This window comes from Streptobacillus notomytis, from assembly GCF_001902585.1.
Lineage (GTDB): Bacteria > Fusobacteriota > Fusobacteriia > Fusobacteriales > Leptotrichiaceae > Streptobacillus > Streptobacillus notomytis.
The window spans coordinates 1-2,696 of the sequence record NZ_LKKV01000098.1; the positions used below are offsets into that span (position 1 = coordinate 1).

Annotated in this window: 3 protein-coding genes and 1 pseudogene; 3 read left to right on the plus strand and 1 reads right to left on the minus strand. The window is 28.6% G+C overall.

Features of this window, described 5'->3' with window-relative positions; all coding sequences use genetic code 11:
* The 3 genes and pseudogenes from BUE91_RS07150 to BUE91_RS07155 all read left to right on the plus strand — a co-directional run.
* Positions 1–290 (plus strand): annotated as a pseudogene (locus tag BUE91_RS07150) (hypothetical protein); the annotation flags it as partial.
* A gap of 97 nt (positions 291–387) precedes the next feature.
* Positions 388–972, plus strand: a complete 585-nt coding sequence (locus BUE91_RS05025) for a hypothetical protein (RefSeq protein WP_073508147.1) — start codon at positions 388–390, stop codon at positions 970–972.
* A 146-nt stretch (positions 973–1,118) separates the two neighbouring features.
* Entirely contained in the window at positions 1,119–1,262 is a 144-nt protein-coding gene (locus tag BUE91_RS07155) for a hypothetical protein (RefSeq protein WP_180370679.1), read from the plus strand.
* A gap of 380 nt (positions 1,263–1,642) precedes the next feature.
* Here the strand turns inward: BUE91_RS07155 and BUE91_RS07160 are convergent.
* Positions 1,643–2,696, minus strand: a 1,054-nt coding sequence (locus BUE91_RS07160; protein ID WP_180371207.1) for a hypothetical protein, incomplete at its 5' end; no start/stop codon positions are given.

Consider the following 2,696-nt stretch of genomic DNA (forward strand, 5'->3'; position numbering starts at 1 on the left):
CTAAAATGGTTTTTTTAATGGGAGGAGCTAGAAGTATTACTCCTAGTATCAATTTAGGAGCTGAATTAAATTTAAATAATAGAGTAAAAGAAAACGTTAAGGTATATTTAGGATTAGAAGCTGGTATAGGATTTGGACTAAGTGTAATAGGAAAAGTAAATCCAAAATCATTTTTATCAGGTATTGCAAAACTTTCAGTAGGATTTAAGATAAATGATAAGTATAATATTGGAGTTTATGGAGGATATGGAAAAGGATTTGCTGGAATAGAAGCAGGATATACTTTTTAAACAGTAGTTAATACTACTGTTTTTTTTATTGACAAAATATTGGGGGGGGGGGTATAATACTTAGGGAAAAAATAAATAAGTATATGTAGGAGAAAAGATGAAAAGATTATTGTTAATGATAACATTATTAATAGGGTTAATAACATTTCCAGCAAAATTAAGTGGACCAAGATATAGGTTAGAGGGAGCAATTAGTGCATTTCCATATCCTAATAATAGTACTTATGGAGGGGTAAAAATAGAACCATATATTTATCAATCTATAGCTTTTTTACCTGAGTGGAAATCAGAGAGAAATAAGAAATTTGATATAACATTTGGACCTAAACTTACAGCAGTATTATTAGAGAAAATATCTAATGATAAATTTGAAATCTTTACTAGTGCAATTTTAAGTATGGAAACAGATTTCAATTTTAAAATAAAAGAAAATGTTAAAGTATATATTGGACTGGAGGCAGGATTAGGTGTTGGAGTAAATATGGAATATAAGATAAATAATGGAAGTGGTAGTCAAAGTAGTAGTAGTAGCAAGGGAAGTAATGTTAGTCCAAAGGTAGGACCAAATATAATGTTTAAGGGTTCTATAGGCGCTAAATTAAAGGATAAGTATAATGTAGCCTTATATGGTGGTATTTTAGGAAAAGGATTCTTGGGAGTGGAGTTTGGATATACATTTTAATTAATATTTAAACAGTAGTATTTATACTACAGTTTTTTTAATATTTAAATTTAAAAGTAAGCTATGGATATGAGAAGAAATTAAGGTATTTAGATATAAATTTAAATGGAAAGTATGGTTCTTTTGAAGCATGGCATTGGAATAATATGTCATCTCAAAGAGAACAGAGATATGAAATAGAAGGAAAACTAAACTATGATTTAGGAAGAAAGTTTACACTAACTACAGACTTTGATATATATCTACCTGGTTTTCAGGAAAAGGAAAAAGATCTCTTCCTTATGGATTAACAATAGGAGCAGGAATAGAATATAATAATACTTTAATAGAAAGAGAAGATTACAAAGATAATATACTAACAGGAATAAACATAAGTCATTATCATTTAAGAAATCAAGACTTTCCTGATGAGGATGGGTACGAGACATATTCAGGCTAACATAAAGGTTTTCTATTTAAAGCATATGTAGGATATGGATTAAAAAAAGAGTTTGGAGAAAATGGAACAATAAGTTTATTAGGAAAAGTTAGTGCAGATGTTGATAGTCTATATTTTAGTAGAAAAGAAGAACTTGATTATGGAAACATTCATAAATTATATGGAATAGGTACTTATCTTGAAAACAGAACCCATCTACATGTAATTCCAGAGCTAAGGTTAGGCTATATGTTAAATGAAAAATGTCCATACAAATCCTTGATGTCTTAGATCATTTGCTTTTTCTGTTGGTTTATGTTTTGTGTCAAATAGGTATCTTCCTTCTATTTTACTTTCTACATTTACTTCTTCTATCTCTTTTTTTATTGATAGAGTTCCTCCTGTTAGTAGAGCATGTGTATATTCTTTGCCATTAGAGTTTTTAAAGTCTACTCCTAGCTTGTACTCTGCTAATGTCTCTAAGTCTAAGCCTTTTGACATTTTTACTTTTATCTTATTTGTTGTCTTAAAATCATTTTTTATTGTTGTAAGATTAGATATATTATCACTCTTATGCTCCAATGTTACCTTGTTTGAATTATCTGAAAGTAACGATAATTTTTCTGTTACATTAATTGTTGTTCCTAATTTTATCTCTGGTTCATGTTTTAATGTTGTATTACCATTATCTTCTTTAACCTCTAAGCCATAGTTTAACTCTCCCCTTAACTCATTAACTCCTTTGTATTCTCCCTTGTTTAATAGCTTTATTTTTGTTTCACGATTTTGACCATTCTTTAAGATGCTCTTTAACTCAAACTTTGCCTCATTTGTTAACTTTATCTCATCACTTGCCTTTGTCTCTACCTTTATTTCTCCAAATAGATTTCCTAATTGTTTAAAGTTTCCACTATTTAATACATGTCTTAATTCTGCATTTAATATCTTTACATCTTCACTTAATTTTCCTTTTGTTTTAATATAACTTTCTAATTCATGTTTATCATCTTTAAAGTCTGCTGCATTATATATACCTGCAACAGTTAATTCAAAGTTATTATATATCTTTCCATTTAATATTGCTGATAATAGGAATGTATCTTCTGCTCTTAGTTTATATCCTTTATCTTTATCTACTTTTCCTTCTCTTCCCTTTGACTTTAGATGTCTTTCTATTGCCTCTTTTATTCCATTGTTCTTATGGACTTTTTCTTCATTTTCATTTATTTTCTTTTTCTCCTCATAAGCAATATCTTTTCCTCCTCTTCTATGAGCAGCAGTTAAAGAGATGTTAAAAGTATCAACT

What these genes read in the sequence shown, in the direction of transcription:
- BUE91_RS05025 (WP_073508147.1), top strand. Translation starts at nt 388, where the DNA reads ATGAAAAGATTATTGTTAATGATAACATTATTAATAGGGTTAATAACA.
- BUE91_RS07155 (WP_180370679.1), top strand. Translation starts at nt 1,119, where the DNA reads ATGTCATCTCAAAGAGAACAGAGATATGAAATAGAAGGAAAACTAAAC.